Here is a 19,415-nt window from a genome sequence, read left to right on the forward strand (position 1 = left end):
CCTACTTTTCTTCCAGGGCCAGGTCGACCAGTGCTTCGAGGTCCAGGTCCGACAGTGGCTCCGCGCCGGCCGCCTCGTCGGCCGCCGGGGTGGTGGCGTCCGTGGTGGCGCAGGCCAGGACCTGTTCGAGGACGCCCGCGCTGCGCAGGCTGTCGATGGAGACGGTCCGCAGCAGTTCGCGGATCGCGGCGTCGTCGTCGGCCGGGCCCGGCCCGGTGTCGGTTTCGGGCCGCATCAAGTCGCTGATGTGGTCGCTCAGTTCGCGTGGTGTCGGGTAACTGAAGACGATGGTGGACGGCAGTCGAAGACCGGTGGAGGCGTTGAGGCGGTTGCAGAGTTCGACGGCGATCAGTGAGTCGGATCCCAGGCGGGTGAAGGCCTCGTCGACGTCGACGCTCGCGCCGGAGGGGTGTCCGAAGACGACGGCGACCTGTTCGCGGACCCATTCCAGGACGGCCGCGCGGGCCTGGTCGGCCGGCAGTCCGGCGAGCCGGGCGGTCCACCGGTCGGGGCCGCTGTCGTGGGCGGTGCTCGCCCTGGTGCGGCGCGGGCGGCCGCCTTCGACGAGGTCGCGCAGCAGTGGTGGCACCTGGTCGGTGTCCTTGGCGCGCAGGGCGGACAGGTCCAGGTGGGCGGGGACGAGGGCCGCCGTGCCGGCGGCGCGGGCGGTGTCGAACAGGGCCAGGGCCTGGGGGGTGGGCATGGCGGTGATGCCGGTGCGGCGCAGCCGGGAGAGGTCGGCGGCGTCGAGTTCGCCGGTCATGCCGCTGCTCTGTTCCCACCAGCCCCAGGCCAGGGAGGTGCCGGGCAGGCCGGCGGCCTTGCGCCGGGTGGCGAGGGCGTCCAGGAAGGCGTTGGCGGCGGCGTAGTTGGCCTGTCCGGCGTTGCCGAGGGTGCCGGCGAGGGCGGAGAAGTGGATGAACGCCGACAGGTGGTGGTTGCGGGTGAGTTCGTGGAGGTTGATGGCGCCGCCGGCCTTGGCGGCGAGGACGTGGTCGACGCTGTGCGCGGTCAGTGTTTCGACGGTGCCGTCCGCGAGGACGCCCGCCGCGTGCACGACGGCGGTCAGCGGGTGGCCGCCGGGCAGGGTGTCGAGCAGGTCCGCCACCGCGGCGCGGTCCGCGATGTCGACGGCGGCGACCTGGACGTGGGCTCCGGCGTCCTGGAGTTCGGCGACCAGGTCGGTGACGCCGGCGGCGGCGGGGCCGCTGCGGCTGGCCAGCAGCAGGCTGCGGACGCCGTGGCGGGTGACGAGGTGGCGGGCCAGGAGCGAGCCCACTCCCCCGGTGCCGCCGGTGATCAGGACGGTGCCGCCGCCGAGGCCGTCGCCGACGTCCAGGACGAGTTTGCCGGTGTGGCGGCCCTGGCTCATCTCGCGGAACACGGCGCGGGCGTCGCGGATGTCGCGCAGGCTGAGCGGGGGCAGGTGCAGCCGGCCGTCGGCGAACAGGTCCATGACGGCCCGGAACATCTCCTGGAGGGCGTCGGGTCCCGCCTCGTAGAGGTCGAAGGGCCGGTAGTGGACTCCAGGGTGGTCGGCCGCGACCTGGTGCGGGTCGCGGATGTCGGTCTTGCCCATCTCGACGAAGTGCCCGCCGTCGGGGAGCAGGGTCAGTGAGGCGTCGACGAAGGTGTGGGCGAGGGAGTTGAGGACGATGTCGACGCCGTGGCCGCCGGAGGTGCGGCGGAACTTCTCGGCGAAGTCCAGGTCGCGGGAGGAGGCCAGGTGTGCCTCGTCGATTCCGAGGGCCTTGAGGGCGGGCCACTTGGCGGGGCTGGCGGTGGCGTAGATCTCGGCGCCGGCGTGGCGGGCCAGTTGGACGGCGGCCATGCCGACGCCGCCGGCCGCGGCGTGGATGAGGACGCGCATGCCCTTTTGGAGGTTCGCGACCTGGAAGAGGCCGTGGTAGGCGGTGAGGAAGGCGCAGGGCACGGACGCGGCCTGGGCGTGGCTCCAGCCGTCGGGGACGGGGTGGAGCATGCGGTGGTCGGCGACGGCGGTGCGGCCGAAGGCGCCGCTGAAGATGCCGGTGACCCGGTCGCCGGGGGTGAACGCGGTGACGTCGTCGGCCACTTCGAGGACGGTGCCGGAGCCCTCGCTGCCCAGTCCGGCGTCGATGGCGGTGCGGTCCACCAGGCCGAGCGCGATGGTGACGTCGCGGAAGTTGAGGCCGGCGGCCTGCACGGCGATACGGACCTGACCCGACGTCAGGGGTGCTTCCACCTCGGGGCAGGGGACCCAGGTCAGGTTCTGCAGGGTGCCCTTGACGGGGATGCCCAGGCGGTGGGCTCCGGCCGGCGGCGCCTCGATGCGGTGCTCGGCCGGCTGGGCGACTGCCAGCCGGGGGATCAGCGGCGTGCCCTCGCGCAGGGCCAGTTGGTCCTCGGCCAGGGCGAGCGCGTCCGGCAGGCGGGTCCAGGAGGTGTCCGTGTCGTCGAGGTCGATCAGTTTGAACCGGCCGGGGTGTTCGGTCAGGGCGGAGCGGACCAGGCCCCACACGGACGCGCCGGGCAGGCTCTCGGTCTCGCCGCGGCCGGTGTCGACGGCCAGGCGGGTGAGGACCACCAGGGTGGAGGCGGCGAGGGCGTCCTCGGTGAGGAAGCGCTGGATGTGTTCCAGTACCCGCTTGCCGGCGTCGGCGACGGTGTCGAGCAGGCCGGTGCCGTCGGCGGTGTCGTCCAGGGTCAGGGCGACGTGGCGAGGGGTCTGGCCCGTGAGGACCTCGTCCAGCGACGTGTGGTGCACGGCGTCGTGCTCGGCGGTGAGGCGGGCGGCCAGGGCGCCGGGTGGGCCGAGGACGGCGATGTGCCCCGGGGAGGTGCTGCGCCCCCTCTCCCGGCCCGTCTCCTTGATTGGGCGCCAGCGCACCTCGTAGAGCGGCTGTGGCCGGCCGTGTGCGGAGTGGACCTGTTCGGCGACGGCGGGGCGGAAGGCGAGGGTGGCGACGGTGGCGACCGGGCGGCCGTGTTCGTCGGCCATCGTCAGTGACACGGCGTCCTCGCCGGCCGGGGTGAGGCGGACCCTGACGGTGGGCGGGCAGGGCCCGGTCAGGTCCACGCCGGACCAGGCGAAGGGCATGCGGCCCTGCTCGCCGGTCACCTCGATGACGCCTCCGGCGATGGAGGCGTGCAGGACGGTGTCGATCAGGGCCGGGTGCAGGGCGAAGGCGCCCGCGGCGGTGGGGTCGGTGGTGTCGGGCAGGGTGGCGAGGGCGAAGAGGTCCTCGCCGTGCCGCCAGACCTCCCGCAGTCCTCGAAAGAGCGGGCCGTAGTCGAATCCGGCGTCCGCGAAGGTGTCGTAGAGGCCGCTGATGTCGAGCTGCTCGGCTCCGGCCGGCGGCCGGGTGGTGGGTGCCGGGGCGGGGGCCGGTGGGGTGCCCGGTGCCAGGCTGCCGCTCGCGTGGCGGGTCCAGGCGCCCGGGTCGGGGGTGTCGTCGCCGCTGTGCGCGTACACGTCCAGGGTGCGGCGTCCCTCGTCGTCGGCGGCGCCGAGGACGATGCGGATCCGTACGTCGCCGCTCTCGGGCAGGATCAGGGGGTGGGCCAGGGTGAGTTCCTCGACCCTGGCGCAGCCGGCGTGGGCGCCGGCCGACAGGGCCAGGTCCAGGTAGGCGGTCGCGGGGACGACGGCGGCGCCGAAGACGGTGTGGTCGGCGAGCCAGCCGTGGGTGCGCAGGGACCACAGGTCGGTGAAGACCAGTTCGTCGGTGCCGGGGTGGTCGACCACGGCGCCGAGCAGGGGGTGTTCGGGGGCGGTGAGGCCGGCGGAGGTGACGTCGGCGGTCCGGGTGCCGGCGCGGAAGTCCATCCAGTAGCGCTGTCGTTGGAAGGCGTAGGTCGGCAGGTCCACGCCGCCGCGGCGGGGGCCGAAGAGGGCTTTGAGGTCGGTGTCGGCGCCGCCGACGTGCAGGTGGGCCAGTGCGCCGAGCAGTGCCTGGGCGGCGGTGCGGTCGCGGCGGGAGGCCGACACGACCAGGGTGTCGTGGATGCCCTCGCCGGCGAGGGCCTCCTTGGTGATGCTCGTGAGCGTCGCCCCGGGGCCCACCTCGACGAAGACGCCCGCGCCGGCGGCGCGGGCGGTCTCGACCGCGTCCCAGAAGCGGACGGGGTCGCGGACGTGGTCGACCCAGTAGCGGGCGGAGGTCAGTTCCTGGAGCGTGGCCTCGCGGCCCAGCCGGGTGGAGACGAGGGGGATCGTCATCTCCCCGCCGGGCAGCTCGCCCAGCGCTGCCGCGAACTCCTCCAGGACCGGGTCCATGAGCGGGGAGTGGAAGGCGTGGGCGACTGGGAGGAGCTTGGCGGAGACGCCGTCGGCGGCGAGCCGGTCGCGCAGGGCGTGGACCTGTTCGCGCAGGCCGGAGAGGACGACGGAGTCGGGGCCGTTGACGGCGGCGACGCCGACGCGGTCGTAGGCGTCCAGCAGGGTGCGCGCGTGGCTGTGGGAGGTGCGCACGGCGAGCATGGCGCCGGGTTCGGTGACGGCCTGCATGGTGCGGCCGCGGGCGGCGACGAGCCGGGTCGCGGTGTCCAGGTCGAGGACGCCGGAGACGTGGGCGGCGGCGATCTCGCCGACGGAGTGGCCGATGAGCCGGGCGGGTGCGGGGGCGTAGCGGGTGAGGAGGCGGTAGAGGCTGACCTGGAGGGTGAACAGGGCCGCCTGGGCGATGTCGGTGCGGTCGCGGCCCTCGGGCTCGTCGGCGAGCAGGAGGGGCTTGAGCGGGTGGGGCAGGTGGGCGTCGAAGCGGGCGCAGATCTCGTCGAGGCTCCGCGCGAAGACGGGCTGGGTGTCGTACAACTGCCGTGCCGCTCCGGCCCAGGGAGAGCCCTGGCCGGGGAACAGGTAGACGAGGGAGGCGGGTTCGGCGGGGGCTGTGCCGCGTACGAGGGCGGCGGAGTCCTCGCCCCGGCTCAGCGCGTCGAGCGCGCCCAGCAGTTCGTCCCGGTCGTGGCCGAGGACCACCGCCCGGTGCTCGAAGGCGGTGCGGCCGGCCACCAGCGCGTGGCCGGTGTCCAGGAGGTCCAGGTCCGGGTGGGCGGCGGCGAAGTCGTGCAGGCCCCGGGCCTGTGCGCGCAGTGCCTGTTCCGAGCGTGCGGACAGCGTCCAGGGCACCGGTCCGCCCTGGCAGTAGGGCTGGTGGTCCTCGTCGTCCTCGTCCTCCTCGGGGGGTGCCTGTTCGAGGATGACGTGCGCGTTGGTGCCGCTGACGCCGAACGCGGAGACGCCCGCGCGCCGGGGCCGGCCGTCCGGGGTGGTCCAGTCCCGGGGTTCGGTGAGCAGTTCCACGGCTCCGGCGGACCAGTCGATGTGGGTCGAGGGGCGGTCGACGTGCAGGGTCGGGGGCAGCAGGCCGTGCCGCATCGCCATGATCATCTTGATGATGCCGCCGACGCCGGCGGCGGCCTGGGTGTGGCCGATGTTCGACTTCAGCGATCCCAGCCACAGGGGCTGCCGGCCGTCGCGGTCCTGGCCGTAGGTGGCGAGCAGGGCGCCCGCCTCGATGGGGTCGCCGAGGGTGGTGCCGGTGCCGTGGGCCTCGACCGCGTCGACGTCGCCGCCGCCCAGGCGGGCGTTGGCCAGCGCGGCGCGGATCACGCGCTGCTGGGCGGGGCCGCTGGGCGCGGTCAGGCCGTTGGAGGCGCCGTCCTGGTTGATGGCCGAGCCGCGGATGACCGCCCAGATCGTGCGGCCGTTGCGGCGCGCGTCGGAGAGCCGTTCCAGGACGAGCATGCCGACGCCCTCGGAGAAGCCGGTGCCGTCGGCGGCGTCCGCGAACGCCTTGCAGCGGCCGTCCACCGCGAGGCCCCGCTGTCTGGACATCTCGCGGAACACCTGCGGCGTTCCCATGACGGTGACGCCGCCGGCCAGGGCCAGGGTGCATTCGCCCTGCCGCAGGGACTGCACCGCCTGATGCACCGCGACCAGCGAGGAGGAGCAGGCGGTGTCGGTGGAGATGGCCGGGCCCTGCAGGCCCAGCGCGTAGGCGACCCGGCCGGAGGCCACGCTGAGCAGGGAGCCGATCTGGGCGTAGCCGGCGATGGCCTCGGGGGTGGTGAAGTGGTTGCCGTAGCCGAAGTAGGCGAGTCCGGCGAACACGCCGGTGTCGCTGCCGCGCAGCGACTCGGGGTCGATGCCGGCGCGTTCGACGCTCTCCCAGGACGCCTCGAGGAGCAGGCGCTGCTGGGGGTCGGCGGACAGTGCCTCGCGCGGGTTGATGCCGAAGAAGTCGGCGTCGAAGTCGCCGGCGTCGTAGAGGAATCCGCCCTTGCGGGTGTAGCAGGTGCCGGGGTGGTCGGGGTCGGGGTGGTAGAGGGTGTCCAGGTCCCAGTCGCGGTCGTCGGGGAAGTCGTCCACGGCGTCCGCGCCCTGTCGTACCAGCTCCCACAGGTCTTCGGGGGAGGTCACCGCGCCCGGGTAGCGGCAGGCGACGCCGACGACGGCGATGGGTTCGCCAGCGGCGTCGTTCAGTTCCTGCAGGCGCTTGCGTGTCTCGATCAGTTCGATCGAGGTGCGCTTGAGGTAGTCGAGCACCTCGGCGTTGTTGTCGTGTGTCATCGCTTTCCCCTAGCCGAGCTCTTTGTCCAGCAGCGCGAGGAGTTCTCCCGCCGAGGCCGCACCGATCTGGTCGGCGATGGCGGCCGGTGACCCGTCGTCGCCCGCCATCGCCCGGACTCGGCCCTGCAGCGTGCCGAGCAGAGTGGAAATCGTGGTCCGGTCCGGCTCCGCGAGGGTGCGGAACGTGTCCTCCAGGCGGGCGCCCAGGTGCTCGATCTGTGTCACCAGGTGATCGGCCGGGGACTGCTCCGGGGTGGCGGGGGCCGGGGTGATGCGCGTGCCCAGGAACTGGGCGACGGCGGTGGGGGTCGGGTGGTCGAAGACGAGGGTGGCGGGCAGTTTCAGGCCGGTGGCCGCCGCGAGTTTGTTCCGTAGTTCCAGCGCGGTGAGCGAGTCGATGCCGAGGGCCTTGAACGTCACCGCGGGGGCGACGCGCCCGGTGTCGGCGTGCCCGAGGACCAGCGCGGTCTGGGTGCGTACCGCCTCCAGCAGGAGGGTCTGCGCCTCCTGTGCCGGCAGGGACCCCAGCCGCTGTCCGAGCGGTACGTCGGTGCTCTCCGGCCGGGTGGAGGCGCCGGGGCCGGCGGTGGTGTGGGCCAGGGTGCGCAGCAGCGGGGAGGCGGTCGGCGCGGTGCCCTCCGCGGGCGGGTTCAGCAGGGCCGGTACGAGGACCGGTTCGTCGAGGGTGAGGGTCGCGTCGAAGAGGGCGAGTCCCTGCCGCGAGGACAGCGGGCGCACGCCGCGGCGCCGCAGGCGCTGGACGTCGGCCTCGCTGATGTCGGCGCTCATGTCGCTGCGTTCGGCCCAAAAGCCCCAGCACAGTGCGCTCGCGGCCAGTCCGCGGGCGCGGCGGGCCTGGGCGAGGCCGTCGAGGAAGGCGTTGGCCGCCGCGTAGTTGGCCTGTCCGGGTGTGCCGAGCACGCCGGCGATCGAGGAGAACAGCACGAACGCGGACAGGTCGAGGTGTTCGGTCAGTTCGTGCAGGTGCCAGGCGCCGCGTGTCTTCGGTGCGAGGACCGCATCGAGGCGGTCCTCGGTCAGGGCCTCGACGACGCCGTCGTCCAGGACGCCCGCGCAGTGGATCACCGCGGTGAGCGGGTGCTCGGGCGGTACGGCGGCGATCAGTTCGGCGACGGCGTCGCGGCGGGAGACGTCGCAGGCCGCGATGTGGACGTGGGCGCCGGCCGCGGTCAGTTCCTCGCGCAGGGCCGCCGCCGCGGGGGCCGCCGGGCCGCGCCTGCTGGTCAGCACCAGCCGGCGCACCCCGTGCCGTTCGACCAGGTGCCGGGCCAGGATCGCGCCGAGGCCGCTGGTGCCGCCGGTGATCAGCACGGTGCCGGAGCCGAGGGCGGGTGCCTTCGGTGCCGTGTCGCGGGGGGCGGGGGCCGTGCGGGCCAGGTGGGGGGTGCCGGCGCGGCCGGCCCGGATCTTGAGCTGGGGCTCGCCGGTGGCGGCGGCCGCCGGGACCAGGGCGAGGGACTCGGGCCGGCCGTCGGTGTCCACGAGCGTGAAGCGCTGCGGGTTCTCGGTCTGCGCGGTGCGGACGAAGCCCCAGATCGCGGCGGCCGCGGGATCGGGGTGGGTGACGTGGTCGTCGAGGAAGGCGTCCCGGGTCACCAGGACCAGGCGGGAGGCGGAGAACCGGTCGTCGGCCAGCCAGTCCTGGACCCAGCGCAGCACCCGGTGCAGGCGCTGTTCGGCGGCGGCGGGGGTGTCCCCGCCGGCGGGCTCGTCCTGGTCGAGACGGGCGATGACGAAGGGGGGTGTCTCCGCACCGGACGCGGCGAGTTCGGCAAGGCCGGAGGGTCCGGCGAGTTCGACAGGGCCGGAGGGTCCGGCGGGTCCGGCAAGGCCAGCGAGTTCGGCAAGGCCGGAGGGTCCGGCAAGGCCTGCGAGTTCGGCAGGTTCGGCAAGGCCAGCGGGTTCGACAGGGCCGGAGGGTCCGGCAAGGCCGGAGGGTCCGGCAAGGCCGGAGGGTCCGGCAAGGCCGGAGGGTCCGTCGGAGCCGGAGGAGCCGGTGGAGCCGTCGGGGCCGGTGGGGGCGTCCGGCTGGGGGCCGGGGGCGGTTTCCGGTGCCGTGCGGCGGTCGGCCGGCGGTCCGGAGGGGACGGCGAGGGGGGCCCAGTCCACCTGGAACAGCGCGTCCTGGTGGTCGAAGCTCAGCGCGGTCAGCTCCTCGGCGTCCACCGGGCGCAGGCTCAGCGAGGCGAGGGAGCCGAGCGGGGTCCCGTCGCCGTCCGCGAGGGTCACCGCCAGCGTGTCCGGCCCCGCCGGGGCGAGCTTCACGCGCAGGGCGGCGGGCCGCCCGGCGTCGAGGCGCAGTCCGGTGCAGCGGAAGGGCAGGGCGCCCTCGGGCCCGAGGGCGCCGGTGAAGGGGGGCAGGCCGGCCGGGAGCAGCGCGGCGGTCAGCAGCGCCGGGTGGATGCGGAAGCGGCCCTGCTCCGGGCCGTCGGCCGGGGGCGGTTCGACCTCGGCGAACAGGGTGTCGCCGGCGCGCCACACCGCGCGGACGCCGCGCGCCAGGGGCCCGGGGCCGGCGGCGGCCGAGCCGGTGTGCGCGGCGTCGAAGGGCACGGGGGTCGCGCCCGGGGGCGGCCACGCGGTGAGGCTCTGCGCGGCCGGTGCGGTGCCGGATCCGGCGGTCCCGGTGGCGTTGCGCGTCCAGGTGTCCTCGCCGTCGGCGCGCGAGTGCACGCCGATGGCGCCGGTGTGGTCGACGACGACGCGGATCTCGCGTTCGGCCGTGCGGGAGAGCACCAGCGGGGTGTGCAGGGTCAGTTCGTCGACGCTGTCGTGGCCCGCCCGGTGCGCGGCCCACAGGGCCAGTTCGGCCAGGGCCGCGAAGGGCACCAGGACGGTGCCGTGGACGAGGTGGCCGGCGAGCCAGGGCTGGCGCTCCAGGCCCAGGCGTCCGCTGCCCGCCACTCCCCCGCGCCCGCCGCCGTCGCCGGGCAGGTCGATCACGGCGTCGAGCAGCGGGTGCTCGCAGGTGTTCGCGGCGGTGGTCTCGGCGGGGGTGTTCAGCCAGTAGCGCCGGCGCTGGAAGGCGTACGTGGGCAGCTCGGCCTCCGCGCCGACCGCACCGGGTGTGCCGTGCGGGCTGTCGAAGGCCGTCCGCCAGGAGACCGTGAGGCCGCGGACGAAGGCTTCGGCGGCCGACCGGTAGAGCCGGGCCGGGCCGCCCTCGTCGCGGCGCAGCGAGCCCACCACGAAGCCGGTGGCGCCGGGGGTGGCCTCGAACATCTCCTGGACGGTCATCACGAGCAGCGGGTGCGGGCTGAGTTCGACGACGGCACTGTCGGGTTCCCGCTCGATCAGGCGGCCCATGGCGGTGGCGAACTGCACGGGCCGGCGCAGGTTCCGGTACCAGTAGCCGGTGTCGAGTTCGAGGGGGTCGATGAGGTCGCCGGTGACGGTGGAGTAGATCGCCACCGGTGTGGGCCGGGGGGTGATGGGGCCGAGTTCCTGCTGGAGGCGGCCGTCGAAGCGGTCCATGAGCGGGGAGTGGCCGGGGACGCTGGACTTGATCAGCCGGGCGCGGGCGCCGTCGGCCTGGCAGGCCGCGACCAGTTTCTCGACCGCCTCGCTCTCGCCGGAGACCGTCGTGGAGCCGGGGCCGTTCACGGCGGCGATGCCGATGCGGGACTCCTGTCCGGCGAGGAGTTCCTGCACGCGCTCCTCGGGCAGCAGGATGCCGGCCATGCTGCCCTGGCCGGTGACGGTGGCCAGCAGGCGCGAGCGCAGGGCGACGATCTTGGCGGCGTCGCGCAGGGTCAGGGCGCCGGCGACGTAGGCGGCGGCGATCTCGCCCTGGGAGTGGCCGATGACCACGTCGGGGGTCACTCCCAGGGCGCGCCACACCTGGGCGAGGGCCACCATGACCGCGAAGAGCACCGGCTGGACGACGTCGATGTCCTCCAGGTCCGCCGCATCGGGTCCGCCGCACACGGTGTCGATCAGCGACCAGTCCACCCACGGCTCCAGCGCCTGGGCGCAGGCGTGCAGTTCGCGGGCGAAGACCGGGGAGGTGTCCATGAGTTCGCGGCCCATCGCGATCCACTGGGCGCCCTGGCCGGGGAAGACGAAGACGGTCTTGCCGACCGGGCCGGCGGCTCCGCCGACGGTGCCGTCGGGGGCGGGCTCCTGTCCCGCGGCGAGGGCGGCGAGGCGGGCCAGGAGTTCGTCCCGGCCGGCGCCGATGACGACCTGGCGGTGGTCGAACAGCGAGCGGGTGCTCACCAGTGCCCGTCCCACGGCCGCGGCCGTCGTGCCGGGGTTCGCGGTGAGGCTGTCGTGCAGGCGTGCCGCCTGCGCGCGCAGTGCCTGCGGTGAGCGCGCCGACAGCACCCAGGGCAGGGTGCGGGGCGTGCCGGTGGCGGGCTGGGGGTCGTCGGCGGCCGGGGCCGGTCCGGTTTCGGCAGGGGCCTGTTCGAGGATCAGGTGGGCGTTGGTGCCGCTGATGCCGAAGGACGACACGCCCGCGCGCCGGGGCCGGTCCTTCGCCGTGGTCCAGTCCCGTGCCCGGGTGAGCAGTTCCACCGCGCCGCTCGTCCAGTCGACGTGGGCCGAGGGGCGGTCGACGTGCAGGGTGCGGGGCAGCACGCCGTGCCGCATCGCCATGATCATCTTGATGGTGCCGCCGACACCGGCGGCCGCCTGGGTGTGGCCGATGTTCGACTTCAGCGATCCCAGCCACAGGGGTTCCTGGGCGTCGCGGTCCTGGCCGTAGGTGGCCAGCAGGGCTTCCGCCTCCATGGGGTCGCCGAGCCGGGTGCCGGTGCCGTGCGCCTCCACCGCGTCCACGTCGCCGGTCGAGAGCCCGGCGTCGGCGAGGGCGGAGCGGATGACCCGGCGCTGGGCCAGGGTGTTCGGGGCGGTCAGGCCGTTGGAGGCGCCGTCCTGGTTGACGGCCGAGCCACGGATGACCGCCCAGATCGTGCGGCCGTTGCGGCGCGCATCGGAGAGCCGTTCCAGGACCAGGACGCCCGCGCCCTCGGAGAAGCCGGTGCCGTCGGCCGCGTCGGCGAACGCCTTGCACCGGCCGTCCGCCGACAGGCCGCGCTGCCGGGCGAGTTCCACGAACATGCCCGGGGTCGGCAGGGTCGAGACCCCGCCGGCCAGTGCCAGCGTGCACTCCCCCGAGCGCAGGGACCGTACGGCCTGGTGGACGGCGACCAGCGAGGCGGAGCAGGCGGTGTCGGTGGACACCGCCGGGCCCTGCAGGCCCAGCACGTAGGCCACGCGGCCGGAGGCCACGCTGAGGTAGGTGCCGGTGATCTGGAAGCCCTCGACCTCGCCGGCCGCGCCGCCGCCGATCCTGGGGCCGTAGTCGACGCCGTACAGGCCGGTGAACACGCCGGTGGCCGAACCCCGCAGGGTCACCGGGTCGATGCCCGCCCGTTCCAGGGCCTCCCACGAGGTCTCCAGCATCAGCCGCTGCTGCGGGTCCATCGCCAGCGCCTCGCGCGGGCTGATGCCGAAGAACTCCGCGTCGAAGTCGGCGAGTCCGGGCAGGAAGCCGCCGGTGCGGGTGTACGTCTTGCCGTGCGCCTCGGGGTCGGGGTCGTAGAGGGCCTCCAGGTCCCAGCCGCGGTCCTGGGGGAAGTCGCCCATGGCGTCGACCTCGCCGGAGACGAGGTCCCAGAGCTGTTCGGGGGATGTCACCCCGCCCGGGAAGCGACACCCCACGCCCACCACGGCGATGGGTTCGCGCGCTGACTCCTCCAGCTCGCGCACCCGCTCGCGCAGTTCCTGCGCGTCACCGACCGCACGTCGCAAGTAGGAGCGGAGCTTGTCGACTTCCTCCACCAGGGGCCTCCCTCAACGGTTGATTGGAAGAACGGGTGCGGCTACAGGTATCCGCGGTCGATCAGGGCGTAGAGATCGTCGTCGCTGCGGTCGTCCGGGCCGGTGTCGTGCGCCGGCCCGGCGGCGACCGGCTCCGCGGCCCGGGGGGCCGCCGGCTCCGCGGCCCGGGGGGCCGCCGGCTCCGCGGCCCGGGGGGCCGCCGGCTCCGCGGGCCGGGGGGCCGCCGGCTCCGCGGGCCGGGGGGCCGCCGGCTCCCGGAGGGAGAAGAGGTGGTCGGCGAGCGCCTGCGGGGTGGGGTGGCTGAACGCGACGGTGGCCGCGAGCCGCACCCCGGCCGCCGCGTTGAGCCGGTTGCGCAGTTCCACCGCCGTCGAGGAGTCGAAGCCCAGGGCCTTGAACGTCTCGCCCGCCCGCGTCTGGAGATCGGCGGCCGTCAGCTCCACGCCCTTGGCGGCGAGGAGATCGGCCGTGTGCGCGCACACCAGGGCGCGGGCCTGTGCCGGTGAGGCGGGGGCCGCCGGGCGCGCGCCCGGGCCGTCCGCCGGTGCAGGGGTGCCGGTGGCGTCGGGTGCGGTCAGCCAGTGGCGCCGGCGCTGGAAGGGGTAGGCCGGCAGACCGATCCGGGCGGGCGGGCCGGGGGTGAACACCGCCGTCCAGTCCACCGGTACGCCGCGCACGTGCAGTTCGGCCGCCGACGCCAGGACCTTGCCCGCGCTCCCGTCGTGCCGGCTGAGGGTGCCCACCACCGGGGGCGGGGCGGCCAGCGCGTCGGCGGCCTCCTCCATCGCCACCTGGAGCACCGGGTGCGGGCTGATCTCCACGTACACGCCGCCGCGCTCGCGCATCAGGTTCTCGACGACCTCGCCGAAGCGCACCGTGGAGCGCAGGTTGTCGTACCAGTACGAGGCGTCGAGCCCGCGGGTGTCGAGGGGGGCGGCGGTGACGGTGGAGTGGAACTCCACCGCGGTCCGCAGCGGGGTGACGCCGGCGGCCGCTTCGAGGACCTGGTCGCGGATGCGTTCGACGTGGTGGGAGTGGGAGGCGTACCTGACCTTGATGGCGCGGACCCGGACGCCGTCCTGGCCGGCCAGGACGGTGAACTCCTCCAGGGCCGGGAGGTCTCCGGCGATCACCACGGAGGCCGGTCCGTTGACGGCGGCCACCGACAGCCGTCCGGGCCAGCGCTCCAGCCGTTCCTCGACCCAGGCCAGGGGCGCGGCGACTGCGTTGAGGCCGCCCAGGCCGGCCAGCGCGGCCAGCGCCTGGCTGCGCAGGGCGACGATCCGGGCCCCGTCCTCCAGGCAGAGCGCGCCGGCCGCGCAGGCGGCGGCGATCTCGCCCTGGGAGTGCCCCACCACCACGTCGGGGGCCACGCCCAGCGAGCGCCACAGGGCGGCGAGGGAGACCATCATCGCCCACAGCGCGGGCTGGACGACGGCGTCGACGGCGTCCCCGTGCTCCAGTGACGGGGCCGATTCGGCGCCGGTGACCAGGTCCAGCAGGGACCAGTCGAGCCATGGCTCCAGTGCCTTGGCGCAGGCGTCGATGGAGCGGGCGAAGACCTCGGACTCGGCGTAGAGCCGGCGGCCCATGCCCAGCCACTGCGAGCCCTGGCCGGGGAAGACGAAGACGACCGGGCCCGCGGCCGGGCCGGCGGTGCCGCGCACGGTCCGCGCGCCGGCGGTGCCGGCCGCCACCGCCTCCAGGCCGGCCAGCGTCTCGTCGCGGTTCTCGGCCAGGACGACGGCGCGGTGCTCGAAGAGCGAGCGGGTCGTGACCAGGGAGTGCCCGATCCCGGCGGCCGGCAGTGAGGGGTCGGCGCTCAGCAGGTCGCGCAGCCGTGCGGCCTGCTGCTCCAGGGCCTGCTGCGAGCGGGCCGACAGCACGAGGGGCACCGTGTCGGTGACGATCGCCGTCGTCGTCCCGCCGGTGTCGGCGGGGGGCCGGGTCCGGGGCGCGGGGGGCTGTTCGAGGACGATGTGGGCGTTGGTGCCGCCCATCCCGATCGAGGACACCCCGGCCCGGCGCGGCCGGCCGTCCTCGCCCGGCCAGGGCCGCGCGGCGCGCGGCACCTCGAAGTCGTCGTGGAAGGCGGGGACGGCGGGGTTGGGGGTGGTGAAGTCCGGGGTGGGGACCAGGTGGGCGTGTTGCAGGCACAGCACGGTCTTGACGAAGCCGACGATGCCCGCGGCCGGCTCCAGGTGGCCGACGTTGGCCTTCACCGAGCCGACGGCGAGCCGGCGGCTGCGGCCGCTTTCGCGGAACACCTCCCGCAGGCCCGCCAGTTCGGCCGGGTCGCCGAGCCGGGTGCCGGTGCCATGGGCCTCGACGTAGTCGACGTCCTCGAAGGAGAGGTCCGCGCGGCGCACGGCGGACAGCACGGCCGAGGCCTGCCCGCCGGGGCTGGGGTCCGGCATCCGGGAGGAGGCGCCGCCGCTGTTCACGCCCCAGCCGCGCACCACCGCGCGGACAGGGTCGCCGTCGGCGAGGGCGCGGTCCAGCCGTTTCAGGACGACGAAGGCGCCGCCCTCACCGCGGATGAAGCCGTTGGCGCGGGCGTCGAAGGGGTGGCAGCGGCCGTCGGGTGAGAGCGCGCCCAGGTTCGCCAGGCCCGCTCCGGCCTCGGGGTCGACGATCAGGTGCACGCCGCCGGCGATCGCCGTGTCGACCGCGCCGCCGCGGATCCGCTCGCAGGTCAGCGCCAGCGACACCAGGGAGGAGGACTGGCCCGAGTCCGCGCACAGGCTCAGGCCGCGCACGTCGAACAGGTGCGAGATCCGGTTGGCGATCAGCGCGCCGCTGGAGCCGAGCGCGGCGTAGCGGTCGTCGCGGTCGCTGCCGGTCAGCTTGCGCAGCAGTTCGTAGCCGGAGGGGGCGGCGCCGACCACGACGTCGACCTCGCGGCCGGCCAGCGCTGCGGCCGGCAGGCGGGCGTCCTCGACGGCCTCCCAGGCGAGTTCCAGGCCCAGGCGCTGCACGGGGTCCATGGCGGCGGCTTCCCCGGGCGGGATGTCGAAGAAGGCGGCGTCGAAGCCGTCGACGGACTCCAGGAACGAGCCGGTGTGCAGGGTGGCGGCGTCCGGGTGGGAGCGGTAGGAGGACCGGGCGTCGGCGGCCCGCGGTGCGGGGAACGTGCCGATGGTCGACCGTCCCTCGCGCAGCAGGTCCCAGAACTCGGCCACGCCGTGCACACCGGGGAAGCGGCACGACATCCCGATCACGGCAATATCGGTGGCTGCGCCACGCATGAGTGTTCCTTCCGGTTCCTTCGGTGTACGGCGGTCACGCGCCGGCGGTCACGCGCGCCGGCAGGGCGCTCACCGCCGCGGGCGGGGCGGGCGCCCGGTGCCGGGGCGGGTGCTCACCGCCGGGGCGGCGGGGTGCTCACAGCCAGCGGGTCAGCAGCTTCGACAGTTCGTCGGGGGCGTCCATGAAGTCGTAGTGGCCGCCGCCCAGCACCCGGAACTCGACGGAGTCGGCGTAGTGGCGCCAGCCCTGCAGGTCGGCCAGGGTCACGTCCTGGTCGTCGCGCCAGTGCAGGACGACGACGGGGCAGTCGACCGCGACGGGCGTCTCGCGCCGGTATTCCTTGGCGGCGGCGTGGTCGCGGGCCAGGACCATGAGGCCCAGGTCGAGCATGTCGGGGCGCGGTTCGATGCCCCGGCCGCGGACGAACGCCTCGACCTCGTCGCGCAGTTCGGACTCGGTCATGGTGAGCATCGGGTCGCGGGAGGCGTCGTGCGGGGCGGGCTGGCCGGAGACGAACAGGCAGTCGGGTGTGGGCAGTTGGGCCTCGGCGAGCCTGAGCACGGTCTCGTAGGCGGGCAGGGCGCCCGCGCAGTGCGCGAAGAACGCGAACGGCCGGTCGAGCAGCGGGGTGAGGGGTTCGACCAGGTCGGCGGCGAGGTTCTCGTAGGTGCCGTAGTGGGGGTGGCCGAGCCGGTTCTCGCGGCCGGGGAACTGCACCGGGCAGACCTCGATGTCCTCCAGCGCGGCGGGCCAGGCGCTGAAGGCGGAGGCGCCCGATCCGGAGAAGGGGAAGCAGAAGAGCCGGGCCGGGTGGTCGGCGGGCGGCCGGACGAACCACGGCGACGGGGCGATGGCGGAGCCGGTTGTCATGGCGTCTTTCGTTTCTGCGCGACGATGGGGAGGTGGGTCATCCCGGCGATGAAGTACGACCGCAGGTGCTGCGGTTCACCGGCGAGCTCGATCGGTCCGAACCGCTCCAGCAGTTCCTCGAAGAAGATCCGCAGGGTCAGCCGGGCCAGCGGCGCGCCGATGCAGAAGTGCGGTCCGAACCCGAACGCGACCTGCCGCTTGGCGTTGGGGCGGGTGATGTCGAAGGTGTGCGGGTCGGGGAAGAGGGACGCGTCGCGGTTGGCCGAGCCGATCCACGCGACGACCGCCGCGCGGGCCGGGATCGTGCCCCCGGCGATGTGGACGTCGTCGACGGCGTAGCGCATGAAGTTGCAGGCGGCCGAGGTCCAGCGCAGTCCTTCCTCGACCAGGTTGGGGATCAGCGTCGGGTCCGCCTGCGCCTTGTCGAACTGTTCGGGCCGCTCGATGAGGGCCTGCACGGTGCCCGAGACGGTGTGCGGTGTGGTGACGTTGGCGCCCAGCAGGATGCTGTAGCCGTCGAGGGCGATCTCCTCGTCGCTCAGCGGTGCGCCGCCCGCGCTGACGCTCATGAGGTGGGCGAGCAGGGTGTCGTCCTCGCCGCCGGTGGTGCGGCGCCGCTTGACCCACTCGGTGACGTAGTTGACCAGCTCGTGGTGGGAGATGGCCAGGGTGGCGGCCTCGTGGCCGACCATGAAGTGCGGGTCCGAGGGAGCGGTCACCATCGCGGTGAGCTGGACGAGCTCTTCCCAGTCCGCGGCGGGGATGCCCAGGAGCGGGCCGGTGACCATCGCCGGCAGGAGCAGCGCCCGTTCGGCGAGGTCGAAGGGCTCGCCGTCGAGGGCCGGCCGCAGGAAGCGCTCGATGGTGCCGCGGATCGAGTCCTCCCAGGACTTCACCGCCCGGGCGGTGAGCTTGGAGCCCAGCGGGCGGCGGACCTCGGTGTGCCGGGGCGGGTCGGTGGAGGTCAGCAGCTTGCCCGCCGCGGGGTCGTCGATCCCGACGTGGGTGGGTGTCGTGCCGCGTTCGGAGGTGAACTCGCGGTGGTCGCCGAGCACGCGGCACACGTCCTCGTGGCGGGTCACCGACCAGAACTCCCGCCCGTCGGGCAGGACTTGGTGGTGCAGTGGCGCCTTCGCCCGCATGACGTCCCAGACCGGGTGCGGATCGCCCGAGGTGTACAGGTCCAGGTCGAACAGGTCGAGGGTGTCGAGGTCGACGTCGCGTGCGGGACCGGGCGTCAGCCTCACGTCCTGGTCCTCCCCTGCTCGATCAGTTCGGCGACCCGGGTGGGGGTCTGCGCCAGGTAGAAGTCGCGCACGGAGAGCTGGACGCCGTAGTCCTTGGCCACCTGCTCGATGATTTTGATTCCGGTGAGCGAATTGCCGCCGAGCACGAAGAAGTCGTCCTGCGGGCCGACTTCACGGTCGCCGAAGTGTTTCGCCCACAGTTCCGAGACTTCCCTCACGAGCGCTGCCGGCGCACCGGGAGACGCGGTTTCCTTTTCCGGCGTCCCGTTGTCCTGTCCGCCCTGCTGGTTGATCACCTTCGGCGAAGATTCCATTTCCAGCCTTTTCCTTCCTCTGTCGGACGGGAAGGCCCGTCCATGCCGCTGCCGGAAGGTCGACGCAGCGACCCGACAGACCCGAAAGTGATGGATCGCCTGTGCGACAGGCGTGCCCGAAGTCACCGCGCTGCCACGGTAGATGGCCGGGGAAACGCCGGGCAAGAGATGACCGCGCGGACCGCCGCGACGGGCGGTGCGCCGTCCTGTCGACAGGACGGCGCGGCGCTCTTTTCCGGTGGTGTCCGGAACGTGTGACGGGTGCTGTTCACGGTGTCGCCGGGAGCGTATGCCGGCGGCGGCCAAACCCGGCCGGTTCGGTCAAGTCGGGTTCCGCGCAGCTTCGTTGCCTTGCCCGGCAGGGAAGAATTATGGTGACGATCGGGTGGAAGGCCCAGCGGTTTTTCGGGCGCCTCGGACCATCATGTGCTGGAGGAGATTTCCTTGCTGAAGTCGGAACGGCTTGCGGTACTGCCCATCGATTCGTACGACCTGGGCCCGGAATTGTCCATCGTGGACGGGCACGAGTACGGCGGCGAATACGACACGTTCACCTTCGGGTCCTGGTCGTCCCATGTGCTGGCCAACGGCAGCGGCGCCGATTCCGACGTCGCCTTCCGCCCCCACGAGGGCAGTCTTTCCCTGACCGAACTGGGCAAGAAGCTGCCGGCCATCATGTCCCTGGTGACCGGGCATTTCCCGCTGGACCGTCTGCAGTGGGTGCGCGTCTTCGCCCTGCGCGAGGGGATCATCGCCCCGCACGTGGACTTCCTGGAGTGGGCGAAGCCGGGCACGCGGCTGCAGATCCCGCTGCGGACCAGCGAGGAGTCGCTGCACTCCGAGAACGACATCCTGTACCACATCCGCCGCGGCGAGGTGTGGAAGATCCACTCGACCGACCCGCACTCGGCGCGCAGCACCTCCGCCACCGCCCGGCTCTCGTTGTGCCTGGACTTCGCGGACGCCGAGGAGCCCATCGCGATCCGCGGCACCGTCCCCGCGACCGAGGCGATCCGGGTCGTCGAGCGCCCCGAGCCGACCGGGGCGGAGATCGAGGAACTCATCGCCTCCGCCGCCGCCGGTCTCACCGCCGCGACGATGCGGTCGGGGTTCCGTCCGTTCGCCGAGCTGCACTTCGAGCGGCACGCGCACGCCACCGCGGCGTTCGACTGGTACCTGGAGGCCGCGCGGCGTACCGGGGACGAGGACATCGCCGCCAAGGCGCAGGCGTTTCGCACGTACTGCATCGAGAAGCGCGGTGACGGCGAGGCGTTCGACTGGTGAGGACGCCCGCGGCCGGCGGGGGGGGGGGGGGGGGGGGGGGGGGGGGGGGGGGGGGGGGGGGGAAGTGGGAGGAGGGGAAGAGGGGTGAGG

Annotated in this window: 6 protein-coding genes and 1 pseudogene; 1 reads left to right on the forward strand and 6 read right to left on the reverse strand. The window is 74.1% G+C overall.

Going from position 1 to position 19,415, the window contains the following annotated elements:
• Nucleotide 1 precedes the first annotated feature (1 nt).
• The 6 genes and pseudogenes from ACZ4TO_RS28955 to ACZ4TO_RS28980 form a co-directional block, all read right to left on the reverse strand.
• The gene (locus tag ACZ4TO_RS28955; RefSeq protein WP_468025635.1) at nt 2–6,553 is read right to left on the reverse strand and encodes a type I polyketide synthase; all 6,552 of its coding nucleotides are present in this window, start codon (nt 6,551–6,553) and stop codon (nt 2–4) included.
• 9 nt (nt 6,554–6,562) lie between these two features.
• Nucleotides 6,563–12,349, reverse strand: a pseudogene (locus ACZ4TO_RS28960) (type I polyketide synthase); the annotation flags it as partial.
• A gap of 53 nt (nt 12,350–12,402) precedes the next feature.
• The gene (locus tag ACZ4TO_RS28965; protein ID WP_468025636.1) at nt 12,403–15,609 is read right to left on the reverse strand and encodes a type I polyketide synthase; all 3,207 of its coding nucleotides are present in this window, start codon (nt 15,607–15,609) and stop codon (nt 12,403–12,405) included.
• Between the two features lie 136 nt (nt 15,610–15,745).
• Nucleotides 15,746–16,480, reverse strand: a complete 735-nt coding sequence (locus tag ACZ4TO_RS28970; protein ID WP_382778221.1) for a thioesterase II family protein — start codon at nt 16,478–16,480, stop codon at nt 15,746–15,748.
• Nucleotides 16,477–17,727, reverse strand: a complete 1,251-nt coding sequence (locus ACZ4TO_RS28975; RefSeq protein ID WP_382778222.1) for a cytochrome P450 — start codon at nt 17,725–17,727, stop codon at nt 16,477–16,479. The genes ACZ4TO_RS28970 and ACZ4TO_RS28975 overlap by 4 nt, the downstream gene beginning before the upstream one ends.
• Entirely contained in the window at nt 17,724–18,041 is a 318-nt protein-coding gene (locus ACZ4TO_RS28980) for an acyl carrier protein (RefSeq protein ID WP_468025637.1), read from the reverse strand. Before ACZ4TO_RS28980 ends, ACZ4TO_RS28975 begins: the two co-directional genes overlap by 4 nt.
• A gap of 444 nt (nt 18,042–18,485) precedes the next feature.
• On the opposite strand from ACZ4TO_RS28980, the gene ACZ4TO_RS28985 reads away from it, so the two are divergent.
• Nucleotides 18,486–19,325 (forward strand): putative nonproteinogenic amino acid hydroxylase, encoded by an 840-nt coding sequence (locus ACZ4TO_RS28985; protein ID WP_468025638.1) that lies wholly within the window; start codon nt 18,486–18,488, stop codon nt 19,323–19,325.
• Nucleotides 19,326–19,415 lie beyond the last annotated feature (90 nt).

Source organism: Streptomyces sp. NPDC028298 (genome assembly GCF_055565895.1).